Raw genomic sequence first — 19,511 nt, forward strand, 5'->3', positions numbered from 1 at the left:
CACGCGACTTCAGGCGTCGTCGCCGAGGTGCTGGGCGCGCAGCATCCGTCTCCTCTCCTTACCGTGTCCCGAATTCCGCAACAATCGGACCCATTCCTCGCGGAAATTGGTACATGCGCCGTTCAGCTGGCCTACCGTGTCCCGAATTCCGCAACGATCGCACCCATTCCTCGCGGAAATTGGGACATGCGACCGGGATGGGTCGAAGGGTGGGCGGATGCTGCGCCTCAGGCGAGCGTGAAGATGACCTCGACCTCGACCGGGCTGTCGAGGGGCAGTACGGGCACTCCGACCGCCGAGCGGGCGTGACGCCCCGCATCGCCGAAGACCTTGCCGAGCAGTTCGCTCGCGCCGTTGATGACGCCGGGCTGGCCCGTGAACGCGGGCACGGAAGCGACGAAGCCGGTGACCTTCAGTACTCCGGTGATCCGGTCGACATCGCCGACGGCGGCGGCCGCGGCGGCGATCGCGTTGAGCGCGCAGAGTCGCGCGTACTGGTGCGCATCGGACGGGTCGACGAGGTCGCGTCCTTCTCCGACCTTGCCGGTCGCCGGGAGTACGCCCGACACGAGCGGCAACTGACCCGCGGTGAAGACCAGGTCGCCGAAGACCTTGGCCGGGATGTAAGCGCCCGCGGGCTGCGGCACGCTCGGAAGCTCGATGCCGAGTTCGGCGAGCATGTCGGATGCGGTCATGACGACTCCCCGAACTGCTGGGCGGCGGTCGCCGCAGCATCCAGCCCCGCGTTGGCGGTACCGGCGCCCGACGGGCGCTTCAGGTAGGCGACGAGTCCGCCCTCGGGCCCGGGCACCACCTGCACGAGCTCCCAGCCCTGCTTGCCCCAGTTGTTGAGGATGGCGGCGGTGTTGTGGATGAGAAGGGGTGTGGTGAGGTACTCCCACGTGGTCATCGCGGCTCCGGATTCGTCGAGGTGGGCACGGGAATCCCGCCTTGCGGAAGGGGCGTTGCTGTCGAGCCATCGCCCAGGATTCTCCCTTAGCATCAACCCTATGCCTGACAAGAAACGGACGCCTACGGGCGCGCTCGGGGGCCTCCTGGGCCTCGTGGGCCTCAGCGCCGTCGCGGGTGTGCTCATCACCGCCACGGTGACCCCCGCCATCGCCGTCTCGGGCGCTGCTGCGTCCAGCGCGATCAAGATCTTCGACAACATGCCGAGCATCCTCGAGATCGGCGAGCTCATGCAGCCGACGACGCTGATCTACACGCGGCCCGACACCAAAGAAGAAGTCGAGTTCACGTCGTTCTTCGACCAGGACCGCTCCCCCGTGACCTTCGATCAGGTCGCTCCCGTCGTTTACGACGCGATCCTCTCGAGTGAAGACCCCCGCTACTACCAGCACGGCGGCGTCGACCTCATCGGTACCACTCGTGCCCTTCTCAGCAACGCCCAGGGTGGCGCGACGCAGGGTGGTTCGTCGATCAGCCAGCAGTACGTCAAGAACGTGCTGATCCAGCAGTGCGAGCGCAACGCCGAAGCCGTGACCGAGACCGCAGACGACGGCACGGTCACCACACTGCAAACCCGCGACGAGGTGCTGCAGAGCTGCTGGATGGAGGCGACGAACGCCACCGGTGCTGACGGCTACGAGCGCAAGCTTCAGGAGATGCGTTACGCGATCCAGCTAGAGAAGGAGTACTCGAAAGACGAGATCCTCCTCGGCTACCTGAACATCGCGAACTTCGGCGGGACGACCTACGGCATCGATGCGGCGGCGAAGTACTACTTCAACACCCCCGCCTCCGCCCTGTCGCTCGGCCAGGCGGCCACGCTCGCCGGCATCGTGCAGAACCCGAACACGTACCGCATCGACAAGGTCGACGGGTCGACGTTCGACGCAGCCGGCAACCCGATCAACAGCGCGGCCGACGGCTACTCGGTCGCCAAGACCCGTCAGCTCTACGTGCTCGATCGCATGCTCGTCGACGGCAAGATCACCCAGGAGCAGCACGACGCCGCCGCGGCCGAACCGATCACACCCACGATCACGCCCGCCCAGACCGGATGCGCCTCGACGGGCAAGCTCGCGTACTTCTGCGCCTACGTCGTGTCGACGATCCAGAACGACCCCGCGTTCGGGGAGACGGCGGAAGACCGCACGCGCGCACTGCGTCAGGACGGTCTGCGCATCTACACCACACTCGATCCGCGCCTGCAGGTCACCGCCGAGAACTCGATGGTGGAGTACGCCCCGAGTTCCGTCCCCGGCATGGACTTCGGCTCGACTGCGGTGAGCGTCGAGGCAGGCACCGGTCGGGTGCTCGCTCTCGCGCAGAACACGCAGTACACGCCGGGCGGCAACGGCGGCGACAACAATCTCTCGTCGATCGTTTTCGCCGGAAACCTCGAATTCGGGGCATCGAAGGGTTTCAACGCCGGTTCGACGTTCAAGCTCTTCACACTGATCGACTGGCTCGAACAGGGCAAGTCTCTGCGCGAGGTCGTGAACGGCCGCGACCGTCCTGTTCCGAACATGACGAACTCGTGCACGGGCAACTGGGTGAACCAGAACCGCACGCAGATCTTCAACTTCAACCGGCAGGCGGGCTTCAACGGAACCCCGTTGCAGTTCACCGCAAGTTCGCTGAACACCGGGTATCTCGGTATGGCCGCGGAGCTCGACCTGTGCGACATCGCCAACGTCGCGACGAAGATGGGCGTTTCGCTCGGTAGCGGCGAGCCCATCACGATGCCCGTGGCCAACACCGTCATCGGCAGCGACGAGGTCTCTCCCCTGGCAATGGCGGGCGCGTACGCGACCGTCGCCAACGGCGGCCAGTACTGCCAGACCAAGGTCATCGACCGGGTCACCGACAGCAAGGGCAACGACAGGCCCGAGCTGGTCCCGGACCGCTCGTGCAACCAGGTCCTCACGACCGAGGTCGCCTCGACGGCGGCATTCGCGCTCCAGGGCGTCATGGCGCGGGGCGGCACGGGTAGTGGCGGAAACCCCAACGACGGAACCCCCCTCATCGGCAAAACCGGAACCCACCAGGAACTGCAGTCGTGGATGATCGAATCGTCGTCGAACGTGACGACCGCGGTCTGGGCCGGCAACTGGAACGGCTCCGGAGACATCTCGCGCAACTACGCGAACGGTCGTCGCCTGATGGACATCCGTTACCCGATGGCCAGCGAGATCCAGCGAGAGGCCGACAACCTCTACGGCGGCAACGAATTCCCCCAGCCGGACGGCAACCTGACCCGACAGGTGCTCCGGAACGTGCCCAACGTCGTCGGGCAGTCCATCGAGCAGGCCCGGTCGACTCTGACGGCCGCCGGCTTCGAGGTGACGGTGGGCGACCCGGTCGACTCCGACCAGTCGACCGACGTCGTCGCGGCCCAGAATCCCGCGGGCCAGGCAGGAGCGGGTGCCAACATCACCATCAACCCGAGCAACGGGCAGGCGGCCCGCGTGCCCACGGTGGCGGGCAGCACGCTGTCTGCGGCGGTCGCCGCGCTGCAGGGAGCCGGATTCACCAACCTGACCGGCAGTTGCTCCGTCGATCCCGGGGCCTCGAGTGAGGGCCGCGTCGGGGGAACGAACCCCAACGCCGACTCGTTCGCGAAGCCCAGTGCGCCGATCGCGGTTTCGTACGTGAAACCCTCTTGCCCGTGACCGCATCCCTGACCAAGGTCGCCCTCGCCGCCGTCGCGGCGGCGGGGGCGACCGGGGCCGGCGCAGCCGTATGGGGAATCGGCATCGAGCGGTATCTGTTCACGGTGCGCTACCACGCGCTCAGGATCCTTCCTCCGAACGCCGAGGCGATCCGCGTACTCCATCTGTCGGACGCGCACATGGCCCCTTGGCAGCGCCGCAAGCAGGGGTGGATCGCCGCCCTCGCCGACCTTCGGCCCGATCTCATCATCAACACGGGTGACAACATCGGTCACCGTGACGCGCTCGTCGGTCTCCGCGAGGCGTACGCGCCGCTCGCCGGCATTCCGGGGGTGTTCGTCCACGGCTCGAACGACTTCCAGGGCCCGTCGTTCCGAAACCCGTTGCGCTACTTCAGCGGGCCTTCCCAGCGAAGGCCCGAGGTCGAGGAGATGGACGTCGAATCGCTCGACGCCTACCTCTCGGACGAACTCGGCTGGGCCCCCATCGACAACGCGGCGACATCGCTCGAGGTGCGCGGCACGCGGATCACCGCGTTCGGTGTCAACGACGCTCACCGCGATTGGGACGACCTCTCGGTGCTGCCCGACGCCATCGGCGGCCTCGACGAGCCCGATCTGACGCTCGGCGTGACCCACGCGCCCTACCGGCGCGTACTCGACGCGTTCGTCGATCTGGGCGCCGATGCGCTGTTCGCGGGTCACACCCACGGCGGCCAGGTACGCATCCCCGGCAGCCCCGAAGCGCTCGTGGCGAACTGCGACATCCCGCTCGACCAGGCCCGCGGGCTCAGCGAGTGGACGCACGCCGACACCACGGTTCCGCTGAACGTCAGCGCCGGGCTCGGTCACTCGATCTTCGCGCCGGTGCGCTTCGCGTGCCGCCCCGAGGTCTCTCTCCTCACGCTCCTGCCGCGCTGAACCTCTCCTCCCCAGCGGGCCGTTCACGCGAACTGTCCACACCTGCCGCCTCGGCCGCTTCGCAGCACCCGCCCGCATCGCACGATCGACGAACAGAACCCGTCGAAAGGATGCTGCGATGCCCTCCGTGCCCGTCTCTCTCCCCCGTCTTCGCGGGCCCGCCGCGGCCCTCCTCTGCGTCATGCTCGCGCTCCTCGGCGTGCTGGGGGTGACGCCCGCCGCGCAGGCCGCCGACCAGGGCGCCGGCTTCGGAACGTGGGCGCCGCTGTCCGCTCACGGGTGGCACGGGTCGATGCTGATCGGCGGCGTCCACACGTACTGCATCGTGCCGGGCCTCCCGCTTCCCACGGGCGGCTCGGAAGACCGCGGCGTGAGCAACTCGGCCGCGGGGTTGTCGCCGCAGCAGCTGGCGGGCATCAACGCGCTCGTCACCAAATACGGCCAGACCTCCGACCCGGTGCAGGCGGCTGCGGTCGGGTGGGCGGTGAAAGCGACCGCCGACCGCGACGCCACACTTCACGCGTGGGGGTACCGCGGCGACTCGCTCGCCGAGGCGGTGAAGTGGACGTTCTCGAAGATAGCTCCCGAGCACAGCGACTCCGTCGCCGCCCTCGCCGAGACCTACCACGCAGAGGCTGCGGCCACGGCGGTTCCGTCGTCGAACGCGACCCTGACCTTGACCACCGACACCGCCGACGCTCGGCGCGGAACCGTGCGATTCGAGGCATCCGGCCGCGGCGTGCTGACTCTCGCAAATGCGGTCTTCTCCGACACGGGCAAGAACGAGCTCGCCGATGCTTCACCCGCCACCGACTACGCCATCATCGCGGCGCCGCCCACGGAGGACGGCAGGAAGTATTCCGTGCGCGCCGAAGTACACGGAACAGCAGAATTCGCACCGGCCGTACATCACTTCACCACCCCCGGGCAGCAGGATACGGCGGGTCCGGCCGGGAACGTCGAGTTCGCTGCCGAGGCGACGGATGCGGTCCTCCGCCCGGTGTTGTTCACACCGCGCGTCACCACGAATGTGGCCGAGCCCGAGATCGAAGGAGGACCGTTCGTCGACGACGTGACGCTCTCTGCGGTGGAGGGTGTCTGGCCGAAGACGCTCGGCGGTGGCTTCGTCGCCATCACCGCGACCGCAAAGATCTATCGCACGGACAGCGTCGTCCCCGAGACCGAGAAGATTCCGGCAGACGCCGAGCACGTCGGTGATCTCGCACTCGTGAGCGACGCCGCAAAAGGACCGGGCGTGTACCGGGTCACGTCGGATAGGGATCTGCCTGGCCCCGGTGTGTACACAGCGGTCTGGCACATCGACGCGAAGTCGCAGGACGCCGGGACCGTCCCTCACCTCGAACCGGGGTACACCTGGACCGAGAACTTCGGGGTGGCGACGCAGATGGTGACCGTGGTCACTCCCCCGCCGCCGCCCACGCCGCCGCAGCCCGAACAGCCGCCGGCCGCGCAGCCCCCGGAAGAAGAGACGCGCACGCTCGCGGCGACCGGCGGCAATGCCTTCACACCCCGCATCGCCGGAGCCGGAGGCGCCGTGCTCCTTCTCGGGGTGGCGTTGCTCGCCCACCTGAAGCAGCGGCGGCGAGTCGCAGCATCCGCCTGATCCTCCCCGGGGAGGCCGCCGCCCGTCGAAGGCACCCGAAGCCTCCGGCGGGCGGCGCGTCATGCCCGGAGCCCGTTCGTCCATCGGGTTCGAATCACCCGACGGATCGGGGTAGACTCGTGTGGTTGCTCCGGGGTGTGGCGCAGTTTGGTAGCGCGCGTCGTTCGGGACGACGAGGCCGCAGGTTCAAATCCTGTCACCCCGACTGAATATGATCTGAGCGAGAAGGCTCCGTCGCCTGACGGGGCCTTCTTTCATTTCTTCCAGACGTCTTCAGACAGGAGCACTGTGCCCGCCCTCACGCCCCACCTCGTCGCCTTCGACCTCGACGACACCCTCGCACCCTCGAAGACGGCCATCGATCCCCGCATCGGGGAACTGCTGATCGCCCTCGCCGAGCGCGTCGAGGTCGCCATCATCTCGGGCGGACAGCTCGCCCAGTTCCGAGCGCAGGTCGTCGATCGGTTGCCCGAGGCCTCCGCAGAACTTCTCAGCCACTTCCACCTTCTGCCGACCTGCGGCACCCAGTACTACCGCCTGACACCCGCAGGCATCGAGACGGTCTACGCCCACTCGCTGACCGACGACGAGAAGACCCGCGCCCTCGCCGCCGTCGAAGAAGAGGCCAAGCGCCTCGACCTGTGGGCGGCCGAGACGTGGGGCGACATCCTGGAAGACCGCGGTTCGCAGATCACCTTCTCGGCGCTCGGGCAGAAGGCTCCGCTCGACGCCAAGAAGGCGTGGGACCCCACCGGTGAGAAGAAGAACACGCTCCGCGAGGCCGTCGCTGCGCGCATCCCCGACCTCGAAGTGCGCTCCGGGGGGTCGACGTCGATCGACATCACCCACCGCGGCATCGACAAGGCGTACGGCATGACGCAGCTCGCCGACGCCACCGGTATCCCACTCGACGACATGCTCTTCGTCGGAGACCGACTCGACCCCGACGGCAACGACTACCCGGTGCTGGCGCTCGGAGTCGAATGTCACGCCGTGGAGGGCTGGGAAGACACCGCCGAATACCTCGACGCCCTCGTTCCGACCCTCCCGCCGCGCTAGGTGTCGGAGCGGCACTCCGCCGGAGCATTCACGACGTGACGGCTTCGGCGTAGTACCCCGCGATGTGGTCGCGGACCAGCCGCTGTGCCCGCTCGGCGTCACCGCTCTCCACCGCACCCACGATGGAGCGGTGTTCGGCGGTCAGCCGCGCCGTCGTCGCCGCCCAGTCGGTCACCCGCAAGGCTCCGGCCTCGACGTACGCGTCGATGGCGGTGCGGAGTCCGACCATGATCGCCGTCACAACGGCGTTGCCGGATGCTTCGGCGAGCGCGACGTGGAAGGCCCGATCGAGGGCGAGAAACTCGGCGGTCGCCAGCCCGGGTTGCTCCATCGCCCGGATCGCGTCGCGCACCGCGCTCAGATCGGGCGCGTCGGCGGCGGCGAGAGCCTCGACGACCGCGGATTCGAGCGTCACGCGCGTACTGACCACGTCGTCGATCGCGAAGCCGTTGGCGGCGACCTGCAACCGGAGGAGCGCCGAGAGCCCCCCGCGCGGCGTCGCCACGATGGTCGCACCCGACGAAGGCCCCGAACCTGTACCGGTGCGGACGAGACCGAGCACTTCGAGCACCCGGATGGCCTCGCGAACGCTCGAGCGCCCGACCCCCAGCTGTACGGAGAGATCACGCTCCGGCGGCAGCCGGTCGCCCGGCGAGAGGCGCCCTGCGAGCAGATCGCCCTCGATCTTCTCGAGTACGACCTGCCAGGCGCGCTGAGCGACATTCGACGGCATGACACCTCCCTGGGGCGCTGCTCACCCTAGGCCCCATGGTCAGACCACACAGCGGCCCTTGACAGGGTACGTACGAATGCGGCCGGGCCCTTCGACAGGCGCAGGGACCGGCGTCGGGCTCGGGACCGGCCTCCGGTCAGGCGCCGTAGCCGTCCGGGTTCGTGCTCTGCCAGTGCCAGTAGTCGCGGCTGGCGTCGTCGATCGTCAGGCGCGTTCGCCAACCGAGTTCGCGCGCGGCCTTCGACGGGTTGCAGTAGGTGGCTGCCACATCACCGGCGCGGCGTGGCAGCATCTCGGTCGGCAGTTCGCGCCCGACCGCCGCCTCGAACGACGCGATGAGCTGCAGAACGCTCACCGGAATGCCGGTGCCGAGGTTGAAGATCGTGAAGCCCGGCTGTGCACGCTCGAGTGCGGCAACATGCCCCTCGGCGAGGTCGACGACGTGGATGTAATCGCGCAGCCCCGTGCCGTCGGGGGTGTCGTAGTCGGTTCCGAACACGCCGACCCGCTCGAGCGTGCCGATGGCGACACGCGAGACATAGGGCATGAGGTTGTTGGGAACGCCCGAGGGATCCTCCCCGATGAGGCCGCTGGGGTGGGCTCCGACGGGGTTGAAGTAACGGAGCACGGTGACGTTGAGTTCGGGGTTCACCCGCGCGACGTCGGCGAGCACGACCTCGTTCATGCGCTTCGACTTGCTGTAGGCGTTCGAGAGGTCGACGCTCGTGGTCGACTCCTCGGTGAACGGCAGGTCTGCCGGGTCGGAGTAGACCGTGCCGGTGCTCGAGAACACGAACGAGCGGATGCCGTGCGCCGCTCCCGCTCGGAGGAGCGCGAAGGTCGTGTCGAGGTTGTTGGAGTAGTACTCGAGCGGCTTCTGCGTCGACTCCCCCACCGCTTTGAACGCGGCGAGGTGGATGACGGCGTCGATCGGACCGTGCTCGGCGAACACCGATTCGACGACGGCGTCGTCGGCCGCGTCTCCGACGACCAGGGGGGCGGGCTTCCCCGTGATCTGCTCGACGCGCGCGGCGGCGACCGCCTGCGTGCCCGAGAGGTCGTCGAGGAGAACGACGTCGTGACCGGCCTCGAGGAGGGCTACGGCCGTGTGGGTTCCGACATAACCGGCGCCGCCGGCAAGGAGTACTCGCATGCTCCCAGGTTATCGACTCGGCTCGATCGCCGAATCAGCGTCCGTCGAGTCGGCCGCCCGATTCGGTGAGGTAGCAGACGGCGCACATCGACTCGTACGTGACCTCGCCGGCCGTGGCGCCCTCGTCGATGGCGACCTGGTCTCCGTCGAAGACGAAGCGCCCGTCGAGGAGCCGGGCGTTGAAGATCGCCTTTCGCCCGCAGCGGCAGATCGTCTTGAGCTCTTCGAGGCTGTGCGCCAGTTCGAGAAGCCGCGCGGACCCCGGAAATGCCTCGGTCCGGAAGTCGGTGCGGATCCCGTATGCCAGAACGGGAATGTCGTCGAGCACGGCGATGCGCAGCAAGTCGTCGACCTGCGCGGGCGTGAGGAACTGCGCCTCATCGATGAGGAGACAGGCGACAGGCTCGTCGCCGACAGCCGTTCGCAGAGCGTCGCGGGCATCAGCATCCGGTGCGATGAGGAAGTCCACCGGACGGGTGACTCCGAGACGGCTCGCGATCTGGTCGGCGCCCTTCGTGTCGATCTCGGGCTTGGCGAGCAGCACCCGCTGGCCGCGCTCTTCGTAGTTGTACGCCGCCTGCAGCAGGGCCGTCGACTTGCCGGAGTTCATCGCTCCGTAGCGGAAGTAGAGCTTGGCCACGACCGCTGTCAGACCGAGATCGAGAGCACGCCGGCGGTCTTCGAGAGCTCTTCGCGCGCGACCTCGGGCCGCGTGTTCAGGGTCTCGCCGTAGCTCGGGACGAGTTCGCGCAGTCGGGGTTCCCATCGCGCGATGTCGTCGGGGAAGCACGTCTTGAGCAGGCCGAGCATGATCGACACGGCGGTCGATGCGCCGGGAGAGGCGCCGAGGAGGCCGGCGATCGATCCGTCTTCTGCGGTGACGACCTCGGTGCCGAACTGCAGCACCCCACCCTTCTTCGGGTCGCGCTTCATGACCTGAGCTCGCTGCCCGGCGCCGAGCAGCTGCCAGTCCTCGGCCTTCGCCGACGGGACGAACTCGCGGAGGCTCTCGACCTTCTGCCCGTGACCCTTCAGGAGTTCCCCGATCAGGTACTTGAGAAGGCCCGGATTGTCGATGGCCACCTTCAGCATCGGCAGCAGGTTGTGAGGGCGCACCTGCGAGACGATGTCCCACGACGACCCGTTCTTGAGGAACTTGGGGCTGAAGGTCGCGAACGGACCGAACATCAGCGAAGCCTGGCCGTCGACGACCCGGGTGTCGAGGTGCGGCACCGACATGGGGGGCGCGCCGACCGAGGCCTGCGAGTACACCTTCGCCTTGTGCTGGGCGACGAGCTCGGGGTTCTCGGTCTTCAGCCACTGGCCGCCGATCGGGAACACGCCGTAGCCCTTGATCTCGGGGATGCCGGAGCGCTGCAGGAGCTTCAGCGCCCACCCGCCCGCGCCGACGAAAACGAACTTCGCGGTCAGCTGCCCGGGGGTGCGTCCGAGCGTCTCGCGCGTCGTGATGCGCCAGCCGCCCTCGCCGTCGCGCTTGAGCTTTCGCACCTCGCGGTTGGTGACGACCTCCACGCCCTTCTCCTTGAGATTGGCGAAGAGCTGGTGGGTCAGCGAACCGAAGTCGACATCAGTGCCGGCGGGCACGCGGGTGGCCGCGAACGGCTCGTCGCTCTTGAGCCGCTTCTGCATGAGCAGCGGCGCCCACTGGTTGATGACGCGGGAATCGTCGCTGAACTCGATGCCCTCGAACAGCGGCTGCGTCTTCAGCGCCTCGTAGCGCTTGCGCAGGTATTCGACGTCTTTCTCACCGCGCACGAACGTCATGTGCGGGGTGGCGTTGATGAACGTCGAGGGGGCGTCGAGATCGCCCTTCTCGACCAGCGAGGCCCAGAACTGGCGACTCTGCTGGAACTGCTCGTTGATGGTGATGGCCTTCGCCGGGTCGACCGAGCCGTCGGGCCCCTGCGGCATGTAGTTCAGCTCGCAGAGGGCCGCATGGCCCGTGCCCGCGTTGTTCCAGGCGTTGGAACTCTCCAGCGCGACGTCGCTCAGCCGCTCGTACACGGCGATCTTCCAGTCGGGCTGCAACTCTTTCAGAAACGTACCCAGGGTGGCACTCATGATGCCGCCACCGATCAGCAGCACGTCGATGTCTTGGCTCACCAGACGATTCTAGGCGCGATTCACCACACCGAACGCGACTGCGCCCGGCCTCGAAAGACCTGCGTCAGGCGTTCGCGCCCAGACGTTCCGCAACGAGCTCGGCGATCTGCACCGCGTTGAGCGCCGCGCCTTTGCGAAGGTTGTCGTTGCTGATGAACAGCACGAGGCCCTTGCCCTCGGGCGCGGACTGGTCGGCGCGGATGCGTCCGACATAGCTCGGGTCGGTGCCGGCGGCCTGCAGCGGCGTCGGCACCTCTTCGAGCTGCACGCCCGGGGCGTTCGAGAGCAGCTCTCGTGCCTGGTCGGGCGTGATGTCGCGGGCGAACTCGGCGTTGATGCTGAGCGAGTGGCCGGTGAAGACCGGCACCCGCACGCAGGTGCCCGCGACCCGCAGGTCGGGCAGCTCCAGGATCTTGCGGCTCTCGTTGCGGAGCTTCTTCTCTTCGTCGGTCTCGTTCCAGCCATCGTCGACGAGGTTGCCCGCGAAGGGGATCACGTCGAACGCGATGGGCGCGATGTACTTCTCCGGCTGCGGGAAGTCGAGGGCCGAACCGTCGCGCACGAGACGCTCGACGTCGCCCTGAGCCATCACGCCTTCGATCTGACCCAGCAGCTCCTGAGCGCCGGCGAGACCCGATCCGCTGACGGCCTGGTACGTGCTGACGATCAGACGCTCGAGGCCTGCCGCGGCATCCAGAACCTTCAGCACCGGCATCGCGGCCATCGTGGTGCAGTTGGGGTTGGCGACGATGCCCTTCACGGCCTCGTCGATCGCGTGCGGGTTGACCTCGCTGACGACGAGCGGCACCTCGGGGTCCATGCGCCAAGCGCTGGAGTTGTCGATGACGAGCGCACCGGCCTCGGCGAAGCGGGGGGCGTGCGCGCGGCTGCCGGTCGCGCCGGCCGAGAAGAGCGCGACGTCGATACCGGCCGGGTCGGCCGTCGCGACGTCTTCGATCTCGACGGTGTGCCCGTCGAAGTCCACCGTCGTACCCGCTGAGCGGGACGTGGCGAACAGTCGCAGATCGCGAATCGGGAAGGCCCTCTCGATGAGGATCTCGCGCATGACGGTGCCGACCTGGCCGGTGGCGCCGACGATGGCGAGGGAGATTCCGGAATCGGAGATGCGGGTCATGGCGATACCTCGGTGCTCGGGTGGTTTTCGCCGATTCTACCGGCGGCTTTCCGCGGCGTCGTCGACGTCGAGGATGGCGATGCCGTGCGAGTCGGGATGGGGGCGGCGGACGAGCCTCGGGGCGAGGATCTCCTCGAGAACGATCTCGATCACGTAATGCGCCTCGCCCGCGAGAAGATGCCCGGCGACAGCCCGCCCCGATCGATCTTTCGCGCCGAGCGCGACGTGGATGTGCACGGCGTGGCCGCCGGCTTCGTCGGCCGTGACGGTTCCCGAGCCGACGCCTTCGGTGTAGGCCACCTCGACCGAATCAGGAAGCGGCACTTCCGGATCGAGGGGCGGTTCGGATGCGGCGATCAGGCGCGCGCGACGGAAGGCGCCGCTGAACGTCGTGACGGCGGCCTGTGCGACGCCATGTCGACGACACGCTTCGGCGAGCGAGGCGATGACGTCGTCACCGGAGTGCAGGACGACCAGGATGCGGCGACCCGCCACGACTTCGGATGTGCGCATTTCTTCGACTCCTCACGGCTCGGGCGATGCGTCGTTGGACGATCGTTATATTCGCCCCGGATCACGCTCCGGGGCGGCGATCGACCGGCATCGCGGCACCCGCGCTCATGTTTCGGTTTCGTTAAGGATGGGTCGGGGAACCCGGCTTTGTCGATTTCGGGTCTTCGGCCGCCGGTATTCTGACGCCCGGACCAGCGTCGCCCCTACCCCCGGCGAATCGATCGTCCCCCCTCTCTCGGCGTCCCCCCAACGCCCCTTTCCGCGAGGAGCCCCTGTGCCCGCGAGCCTGCGTACCCTTTCCGGCCTGACCCTGTGGGACGGCGACCGTTCGCGCGGGACCGCCACCCTCTCGTGGCAGGGCGACCGCATCACCGCGGTCGATCAGACGGCCCCCGCGTCATCCGAGTACAGCGTCATCCCCGGACTCGTCGACACCCACGTGCACCTCGACTCCGCGGCCGGGGCGCCGGCGAACGACTGGCTCACCTGGCCTCTGATCACACCCGCCTCGGAGCGTTCGCTCCATGTCGTCTCGCACGCGCGGCGTGCCGCAGCATCCGGTGTCACCACGCTCCGCGACCTCGGCGGCGGCGAGGTGCAGTTCTCGGCGGCGCGCGCGCTCGATGCCGGGATCATCCCCGGCCCGCGACTGCTCGTGCACGGGCCGGTCGGTATGACCGCCGGGCACGGAGACCTCTTCACCCCGCCGCACTACGCGCAGCGCCCGCCCGTGGCCGACTCCCCCGACGAGTGCCGACGCCTCGTGCGCCAGTGGGCGCGCTCGGGCGCCGACGGCATCAAGATCTACACCAGCGGAGGCGTGCTCTCGATGGGTGACAAGGTCGGCTGGCGCAACCAGACCGAAGCCGAGATCGCCGCCACCCTCGACGAGGCGCACGCTCTCGGGATGCTGGTCGCCGCCCACACGCACACGGCGGAGGGTGTCGACATCGCACTGCGCTTCGAGGTCGATTCGATCGAGCACGGCACCGGCATCTTGCCGCGCCACTGGGACACCCTGCTGGAGCGCAACATCCCGGTCGCCCCGACCCTCCTCATCAACGACGCCATCGCCGATCGCAAGATCCCGGTCAGCGACGACGCCGCCGAGAAGGGACGCGCCGTCGTCACCGAGCGCGACGAGAACTTCGTCGGCGCGGCGGCCGCCGGCATCCGCTTCGTCCTGGGGACCGACGCCAACGGCGTGATGGTGCGCTTCGGCGACCAGCTCGAAGAACTGCGCCTCATGAAGACCTCGTTCTCGTGGACCAGCGAACGTGCTCTGCGGGCCGGAACGTCGGACGCGGCAGACGCCATCGGCCTGACCGGCACGACCGGGCGGTTGCTGCCCGGTTACGGCGCCGACTTCCTCGTCGTCCGCGGCAAGCCGTGGGAGGACATCGATGCCCTCGACGCCGTCAACATCGTCGCCGTCGTCGCCCGCGGCGAGCTGATCGCCGGCTCGCTGCCCGCCTGACCTCCCGAACCCCACCCCCCACCAAGGAGACACCGTGACCACCTCACGAACCGGAGCCCGGCGCGTCGCCGCTCCCCTGATCGCCGGCCTCGCCGCGATCGCCCTCGCCGGCTGTGCCGGCACCGCCGCCGAGACCGCCGCGACCCCCGGAGCCGACCTCGCGCAGGACATCGTGTTCGCGCTGAAGGAAGACCCGACCTGCCTCGACCCGCAGCAGTCCTCGGTGACCACCTCGCTCATCGTCGGCCGGCAGCTGACCGACTCGCTGCTGGACCAGAACCCCGACACCGGCGAGATCGTCCCGTGGCTCGCGAGCGAGTGGGAGGTGAGCGATGACCTCACGTCGTACACCTTCACGCTGCGCGACGGTGTCACCTTCAGCGACGGCACGCCGCTGACCTCCGACGCGGTCGCCGCCAACTTCGACGCGATCGTCGCCCTCGGCGCTTCCGCGTCGCTCGCGAACGGGTATCTCGCGGGATACGCGGGCACCGAGATCACCAGCGACACCGAGTTCACCGTCACCTTCTCGACGCCCAACGTGCAGTTCCAGCAGGGCGCGACGACGATCTCGCTCGGAATCCTCTCGCCCGAGACGGTGGCCTCCCCCGCCGAGGCGCGCTGCGCATCGGTCGTGGGAACCGGCCCGTTCGTCTTGGACTCCTACGTGCCGAACGACTCGGTCAAGATCGTCGGCCGCGAAGGCTACGACTGGGCATCGCAGCTCCGCCAGCACGAGGGCCGGGCCTACCTCTCGTCGGTGACGTTCCCGATCATCGCCGAGCCGAGCGTACGCACCGGTGGCCTGGAGTCGGGCGAGTACGACGTCATCCAGGACGTGCCCTACGTCGACGAGTCGCGCTTCAGCGGCGCCGACTACCACCTCTACGCCAAGGCCAACCCCGGCGTTCCCAACTCGCTGGTCATCAACACCACGCGGGGTCCCCTCGCCGACGAAGCCGTGCGCCAGGCCATCTCGAAGGGTCTCGACCGCGACCAGATCAACGTCATCGCCGGGTCGCTGAGCGGCCAGGCACCCACGAGCGTCCTGACCTCCTCCACCCCGGGCTACACCGACCTCGGCGACGTGCTCGCGTACGACCCCGACGGCGCGAAGGCTCTGCTCGAAGACGACGGCTGGACCCTCGGCTCGAACGACATCTACGAGAAGGACGGCCAGCCGCTCACGGTCACCGTCACCGCCTTCTACGCACAGGACGTGCTCGAAGCCGCTCAGATCGACCTCAAGAAGGTCGGCATCGACCTGCAGCTGAAGATGGTCTCCTCCGGCGACTTCTTCGGTGCGATCGCCTCGGGCGACTACGACATGGTCGGCGCAGCGCTGACCCGCACCGACCCCGACGCACTGCGGACCCTGCTCTCCACCGCGTCGAAGTCGCGCTGGGGCATCGTGGACGACGCCGAACTCGAGACGCTCCTGCAGGAGCAGTCGCAGACCGCCGACGCCGACGCACGTCAGGGCCTGGTCGACGAGATCCAGCAGATCGTCGCCGAGCGCGCCTACGTGATCCCGACGCTCGAGACCGTCCAGCTGCACGGCTCGCGTGCGGGCGTCGACGGCATCACGTTCGACTCCGCCGCACGTCTGCACCTCTACGACACCGCGGTCGTCTCCGACTGATGACCGAGCCGGCGCAGCGCGTGGTTTCAGCGCACAGGGGAGGCAGGGCGACGTCGGTCGCGCGCTTCCTGATCCCGAAGATCCTCCAGTGCCTCTTCGTGGTCTGGGCGACCTACACCGTCGCCTTCCTCCTGATCCACGCGCTGCCCGGCGACCCCGTGCTCGCCGCCCTGTCGCTTCGCGGCGGCGATGCGACGTCGACCGACCCCGCCGAGCTCGACGCCCTCCGCGCTCGCTACGGGTTCGACGGACCCCTCTGGCAGCAGTACTTCGCCAACCTGTTCGCGCTTCTGCGGGGCGACTTCGGCGTCTCGATCGCGACCGGGCAGCCCGTATCCGACATGATCGGACGGGCATTCCCCCACACCGCCGCCGTCGCCGTGTTCGCTCTCGTCGTCGGCTTCCTCCTCGCTCTCGGCTTCACCGTCTGGGCCTACATCGCCCGCCCCGCCTGGGTGCGGGACGTCGTCGCGCAGGTGCCCCCGCTCGGAATCGCGATCCCCGCGTTCCTCAGCGGGCTGGTGCTCATCACGGTGTTCTCGTTCGGACTCGGCTGGTTCCCCGCATCCGGAACCAGAGGGTTCGAGAGCGTCGTGCTCCCGGGAATCACCCTGGCGCTGCCCACCGCCGCCATCTTCTTCCAGGTCTTCTCGGCCGCCGTCTTCGATGCCGGCGCGAGCCCGTTCGTCTTCACCGCCAACGCCAAGGGCCTCGCGCAGCGCACGGTCGTCGTGCGGCACGTGCTGCGAAACGCCCTCCTGCCCTCGATCACCATCATCGGCCTGCAGATCGGCTATCTCGCCGGCGGCACCGCGGTGGTCGAAACCGTCTTCTCGCGCGACGGCATCGGACGCCTCACCGTCGACGCCGTGCTCGCGCGCGACATCAACGTCGTGATGGGGGTCGTCATCGTCGTCGCCCTGGTCTACGCCGTCGTCACCCTCGTCGTCGACGGCCTCTACGGCGTGATCGACCCCCGCACCCGCACACGCCTCACCGGCCGGAAGGGAGCGACTCGATGAGCGTCTTGCGCAAACCCGGACTCCTCCTCGCGCTCCTGGTTCTGGCGGCCACCGTCGCCGCACTGATCGTGCCTCAGCTCATCGCGCCCTACGATCCGTTCGATTCGGTCGGAACGGCCCGCCTCGCGCCCCCCTCCGCCGAGCACCTGTTCGGCACCGACCACCTCGCCCGCGACGTGTTCTCGCGCGTGGTCTACGGCGCCCGCCTCTCGCTCTTCGCCGCCGGCCTCGCTGTCGTGGGCGGTGTCGTCGTCGGCTCGATCGTGGGTCTGGTCACCGGCTACGTCGGCGGGGCGGTCGACTTCATCGCCATGCGCTTCGTCGACGTGCTGATCGCCATCCCCGGCATCCTCCTCGCACTCATCGTCGTCGCCTCGCTCGGGTTCGGTCCCCTCTCGATCGCCCTCGGAGTCGGCCTCGGCACCGCGGGCTCCTTCGCCCGCGTCATGCGCTCGCAGGTGCTGCGCGTGCGCAGCGAGGAGTACATCGAGGCCGCCCGGACTCTCGGCGTCCGCGGGCCCGCGATCCTCGTCCGCCACGTGCTCCCCAATGCCGCGCGCCCCATCATCGCGATGGCGGCTCTCGAGCTGGCGTTGGCGATCCTCTCGGTATCGGCGCTGAGCTTTCTCGGTTTCGGTGCCCAGCCCCCCGCGCCCGAGTGGGGGGCGCTGGTCTCTGCGGGGCGCGACTTCGTCGCCACGGCCCCCTGGCTGAGTCTGCTTCCGGGCGCGGTGATCCTGGCGATCGTCCTCTCGGTGAACCGGGTGTCCCGCTCGATCGGAGGAACCCGATGACCGCTCTGCTCTCCGTGACCGGATTGCGCGTCGACTACGGCACGGGCCGTCGGGCTTCCCCCGCCCTCCACGGCGTCGATCTCGAGATCGCGCCGGGCGAGATCGTCGCCGTCGTCGGCGAGTCGGGTTCGGGAAAGAGCACGATCGCCCACGCGCTCGTCCGGCTCCTCCCGCCGGAAGCCCGCGTGCGAGGTGGCGAGATCCTCTTCGAGGGGAACGACCTCGGCCGCGCGCGTCCGGCGGCTCTCCGCCGCATCCGGGGTGCCCGCATCGGTTTCGTGCCGCAGGATCCGTCGCACAGCCTCAACCCGCTGATGCGCGTCGGCGAGCAGATCGCCGAGACCCTGCGCCGCCACAAGAACCTGTCGAAGACGGATGCCGCGGCCCGCGCGATCGCGATCCTCGGTGAGGTCGGCATCCCCGACCCGGAGCTGCGATCGAGCCAGTACCCGCACGAACTCTCCGGCGGCCTGCGGCAGCGCGTGCTGATCGGCATCGCGTGGTCGTGCGAGCCCGCCCTCGTGATCGCGGACGAGCCGACCAGTGCTCTCGACGCCACCGTGCAGCGCCACGTGCTCGACCGCATGCAGTCGCTCGCGGCCGCGCACAACACCGCGGTACTGCTGGTCACCCACGACCTCGCCGTCGCCGCCGACCGAGCAGACCGCATCATCGTCGTCGAGAAGGGTCTGATCGTCGAGAGCGGAACGGCGTCGGGGGTGCTGTCCGCGCCGTCGCACCCGTACACCCAGCGGTTGGTCGCGGCGGCCCCGGGACTCAACGCCCGACGCCTCACCCCGAACGTCGCCCTCGCCCCGCGGGTCACGACGAACGACGGCCCGCTCCTCACGGTCGCGGGTCTCGGAAAGACGTACGGCACTGGAGACCGCGCGGTCCGCGCCGTCGAGGGCGTCGATTTCACCGTTCCCCGCGGCACCACCTTCTCACTCGTCGGGGAGTCGGGGTCGGGCAAGAGCACGACGGCGCGGATGATCGCGCGCATCGTCTCGTCAGACACCGGGTCAGTGACCTTCGACGGCGCCGACATCACCGACCTGGACGGCACCGCGCTGAGGCAGCTCCGCCGCCGCATCCAGGTCGTCTACCAGAACCCGTTCGGTTCGCTGGATCCGCGCATGACGGTGTCGCGGATCGTCGCCGAACCGCTGCAGGCCTTCGGCGTCGGCCGGGCCGAGCGCGCCACGGCGGTACGCGAACTCCTCGCGGACGTGCGTCTCGCGCCGGAGTTGTTGTCGCGGCGTCCCACCGAACTCTCGGGCGGGCAGCGCCAGCGCGTCGCGATCGCGCGTGCCCTCGCGCTCCGCCCCGAGCTGGTCGTGCTGGACGAACCGGTCTCAGCCCTCGACGTGTCGGTGCAGGAGCAGGTGCTGCAGCTCCTCGTCGATCTTCAGGCCGAGCACGGGCTGACCTACCTCTTCATCTCGCACGACCTCGGCGTCATCCGCCAGGTGTCCGACCGCGTCGCCGTCATGAAGGACGGGCGGATCGTCGAGCAGTCGAGCGCCGCGCAGATCTTCGCCGCCCCGGCGCACGCGTACACGCGCGAGCTTCTCGGGGCGATCCCGGGCGCGGCGCGCGCCTGACGCGCCGTCGCGAACGTAGGAGAAAGCCCGGAGGTAGGACGATTCCGGGCGGATCGTCCTACGCCGGGTTCAC

The 19,511-nt window shown here is 68.8% G+C and carries 17 protein-coding genes and 1 tRNA gene; 10 read left to right on the plus strand and 8 right to left on the minus strand.

Annotated elements, in window-relative coordinates; translation table 11 throughout:
• Window positions 1–227: 227 nt before the first annotated feature.
• Window positions 228–695 carry a RidA family protein gene (locus tag ACFXQA_RS01870; protein ID WP_394518095.1) on the minus strand — a complete coding sequence of 156 codons (468 nt, stop codon included), beginning with the start codon at window positions 693–695 and terminating at the stop codon, window positions 228–230.
• Window positions 692–910 (minus strand): Sp36 family protein, encoded by a 219-nt coding sequence (gene sp36, locus ACFXQA_RS01875; protein WP_394518096.1) that lies wholly within the window; start codon window positions 908–910, stop codon window positions 692–694. Before sp36 ends, ACFXQA_RS01870 begins: the two co-directional genes overlap by 4 nt.
• 100 nt (window positions 911–1,010) lie before the next feature.
• Between sp36 and ACFXQA_RS01880 the strand changes: the two genes are divergently transcribed.
• The 5 genes from ACFXQA_RS01880 (at window position 1,011) to ACFXQA_RS01900 (ending at window position 7,241) form a co-directional block, all read left to right on the plus strand.
• Window positions 1,011–3,638 (plus strand): transglycosylase domain-containing protein, encoded by a 2,628-nt coding sequence (locus ACFXQA_RS01880; RefSeq protein WP_394518097.1) that lies wholly within the window; start codon window positions 1,011–1,013, stop codon window positions 3,636–3,638.
• On the plus strand, window positions 3,635–4,558 hold the full coding sequence (locus tag ACFXQA_RS01885; RefSeq protein WP_394518098.1) for a metallophosphoesterase: 924 nt from the start codon (window positions 3,635–3,637) through the stop codon (window positions 4,556–4,558). Before ACFXQA_RS01880 ends, ACFXQA_RS01885 begins: the two co-directional genes overlap by 4 nt.
• A gap of 118 nt (window positions 4,559–4,676) precedes the next feature.
• Entirely contained in the window at window positions 4,677–6,182 is a 1,506-nt protein-coding gene (locus ACFXQA_RS01890) for a hypothetical protein (RefSeq protein WP_394518099.1), read from the plus strand.
• A 131-nt stretch (window positions 6,183–6,313) separates the two neighbouring features.
• Window positions 6,314–6,387: transfer RNA gene (locus tag ACFXQA_RS01895), tRNA-Pro, on the plus strand.
• A gap of 83 nt (window positions 6,388–6,470) precedes the next feature.
• Window positions 6,471–7,241 (plus strand): HAD-IIB family hydrolase, encoded by a 771-nt coding sequence (locus ACFXQA_RS01900; protein ID WP_394518100.1) that lies wholly within the window; start codon window positions 6,471–6,473, stop codon window positions 7,239–7,241.
• A gap of 28 nt (window positions 7,242–7,269) precedes the next feature.
• Here the strand turns inward: ACFXQA_RS01900 and ACFXQA_RS01905 are convergent, their stop codons facing one another.
• The 6 genes from ACFXQA_RS01905 to ACFXQA_RS01930 all read right to left on the minus strand — a co-directional run bounded on the left by ACFXQA_RS01905 (window position 7,270) and on the right by ACFXQA_RS01930 (window position 12,899).
• Complete coding sequence (locus tag ACFXQA_RS01905) at window positions 7,270–7,974, minus strand: FadR/GntR family transcriptional regulator (protein ID WP_394518101.1); 705 nt, start codon at window positions 7,972–7,974, stop codon at window positions 7,270–7,272.
• Between the two features lie 136 nt (window positions 7,975–8,110).
• Window positions 8,111–9,127 carry a UDP-glucose 4-epimerase GalE gene (gene galE / locus ACFXQA_RS01910; protein WP_394518102.1) on the minus strand — a complete coding sequence of 339 codons (1,017 nt, stop codon included), beginning with the start codon at window positions 9,125–9,127 and terminating at the stop codon, window positions 8,111–8,113.
• A gap of 34 nt (window positions 9,128–9,161) precedes the next feature.
• Window positions 9,162–9,767 carry a thymidine kinase gene (locus ACFXQA_RS01915; RefSeq protein ID WP_394518103.1) on the minus strand — a complete coding sequence of 202 codons (606 nt, stop codon included), beginning with the start codon at window positions 9,765–9,767 and terminating at the stop codon, window positions 9,162–9,164.
• Between the two features lie 8 nt (window positions 9,768–9,775).
• On the minus strand, window positions 9,776–11,209 hold the full coding sequence (gene mqo / locus ACFXQA_RS01920; protein ID WP_394519063.1) for a malate dehydrogenase (quinone): 1,434 nt from the start codon (window positions 11,207–11,209) through the stop codon (window positions 9,776–9,778).
• A gap of 106 nt (window positions 11,210–11,315) precedes the next feature.
• Window positions 11,316–12,386: an aspartate-semialdehyde dehydrogenase gene (locus ACFXQA_RS01925; RefSeq protein WP_394518104.1), complete on the minus strand. Its 1,071-nt coding sequence runs from the start codon at window positions 12,384–12,386 to the stop codon at window positions 11,316–11,318.
• A 36-nt stretch (window positions 12,387–12,422) separates the two neighbouring features.
• The gene (locus ACFXQA_RS01930; protein ID WP_394518105.1) at window positions 12,423–12,899 is read right to left on the minus strand and encodes a PPC domain-containing DNA-binding protein; all 477 of its coding nucleotides are present in this window, start codon (window positions 12,897–12,899) and stop codon (window positions 12,423–12,425) included.
• 274 nt (window positions 12,900–13,173) lie between these two features.
• Here ACFXQA_RS01930 and ACFXQA_RS01935 point away from each other — a divergent pair, with 274 nt between their 5' ends.
• From ACFXQA_RS01935 to ACFXQA_RS01955, 5 genes are read left to right on the plus strand one after another with little or no spacing between them, the layout of a single operon-like run.
• The gene (locus tag ACFXQA_RS01935; protein WP_394518106.1) at window positions 13,174–14,376 is read left to right on the plus strand and encodes a metal-dependent hydrolase family protein; all 1,203 of its coding nucleotides are present in this window, start codon (window positions 13,174–13,176) and stop codon (window positions 14,374–14,376) included.
• Between the two features lie 34 nt (window positions 14,377–14,410).
• Window positions 14,411–16,018, plus strand: coding sequence for an ABC transporter substrate-binding protein (locus tag ACFXQA_RS01940; protein WP_394518107.1), 1,608 nt, complete (start codon window positions 14,411–14,413; stop codon window positions 16,016–16,018).
• Window positions 16,018–17,040, plus strand: a complete 1,023-nt coding sequence (locus ACFXQA_RS01945; RefSeq protein ID WP_394518108.1) for an ABC transporter permease — start codon at window positions 16,018–16,020, stop codon at window positions 17,038–17,040. Before ACFXQA_RS01940 ends, ACFXQA_RS01945 begins: the two co-directional genes overlap by 1 nt.
• Window positions 17,037–17,834 (plus strand): ABC transporter permease, encoded by a 798-nt coding sequence (locus ACFXQA_RS01950; RefSeq protein ID WP_394518109.1) that lies wholly within the window; start codon window positions 17,037–17,039, stop codon window positions 17,832–17,834. The genes ACFXQA_RS01945 and ACFXQA_RS01950 overlap by 4 nt, the downstream gene beginning before the upstream one ends.
• A complete protein-coding gene (locus tag ACFXQA_RS01955; RefSeq protein WP_394518110.1) occupies window positions 17,831–19,438 on the plus strand; it encodes a dipeptide ABC transporter ATP-binding protein in 1,608 nt (535 codons plus the stop codon). The genes ACFXQA_RS01950 and ACFXQA_RS01955 overlap by 4 nt, the downstream gene beginning before the upstream one ends.
• The last annotated feature ends 73 nt before the right edge of the window (window positions 19,439–19,511 follow it).

The organism is Microbacterium shimangi (assembly GCF_043556445.1).
Lineage (GTDB): Bacteria > Actinomycetota > Actinomycetes > Actinomycetales > Microbacteriaceae > Microbacterium.